Source organism: Oleiphilus sp. HI0125, assembly GCF_001635355.1.
Genome location: NZ_LWGF01000976.1, coordinates 1 through 1,157, shown reverse-complemented (window position 1 = coordinate 1,157; position 1,157 = coordinate 1). Strand labels below are relative to the sequence as shown.

General features: G+C 45.5%; 1 protein-coding gene. It reads left to right on the top strand.

Going from position 1 to position 1,157, the window contains the following annotated elements; genetic code table 11:
* Positions 1 to 1,157, top strand: a 1,157-nt coding sequence (locus A3762_RS16560) for a methyl-accepting chemotaxis protein (RefSeq protein WP_156493533.1), incomplete at both ends; no start/stop codon positions are given.

The window sequence follows — 1,157 nt, the reverse complement described above, 5'->3', positions numbered from 1 at the left end:
ATGCCGAACAAGGTCAATTAGTATTCGAGGACTTTAGCGCTTATACCCCCTTATTCGAAGCGCAAGCCGCGTTCATTGCCACGCCTATCATTAAGTTCAAACGCGTACGTGGCGTTATCGTTGTTCAATTCCCTATCGACAAAATCGACCAAATCATGACAAATGATCATGCATGGAAAGAAGTAGGGTTTGGTGAAACCGGCGAAGCCTATCTAGTAGGTTCTGACTCAAAGCTACGCAACACAATGCGTCACAACGACGAAAACCCTGAGCGCTACTTCGAGCACCTCCAAGCAAGCAGCATAGATAGCGACACGATTGATCAGATTAAATCTCTCGGTTCCGGAATCGGCTTACACACTATTGACACTACTGCGACACAGAATGCTCTTTCGGGCAAATCGGGCTTTGCTAGCATCACTCAACAAGATGGTCGAGAAGTGTTGTCCGCCTATGCTCCAATCAATGTTGAGGGTTTCAATTGGGCCATCATTAGCGAAATTGATAAAAACGAAGCCTTCTCAGCAGCATCTGCGCTTGCACAGGACTTAAGCGTAAGCCTTTTGTTACTTACCATCATTGTCGCAGCGCTTGCCGCCATACTTATTTGGTTTAGCGCTAATTTATTATTCAAGCCATTAGAAAATATGGGCGATAAAATGCATGACATTGCGCATGGCGATGCGACCTTATCTAGTCGTCTGAATGAAGACGGCGACAATGAAATATCCGGTTTTGCTAAAAGCTTTAATGTTTTCGTTGAAAAGCTTGCAACACTTGTTGAACGCACTGAAGAAACATCTCGATCCCTAAGCAGCCAAGCAAATCAATTGACTGACTTATCGCGAACAGGAAACCAACAAGCCATACAACAACGTCAACAGATTGAGAATATTCAGGCTGCGATCAGCCAAATTCTGGATAGTATTACTAGTAACGCCGAACGCGCAAATCTAGCGTCAGATGCTGCCAACGAGGCTAAGTCTAATTCTGAAAAAGGCAAAGCAGCGACGCAGCGGGCGGTCAAATCAATTCAAGATGTCGAGCAAGAGATTACAAACGCAGCAGAAGCTCTCGCAGGTGTAGAAAACGACACAAATGAGGTAGCAAGCCTACTCGCGGTGATTGATTCGATCTCCGAGCAGACCAATCTACTC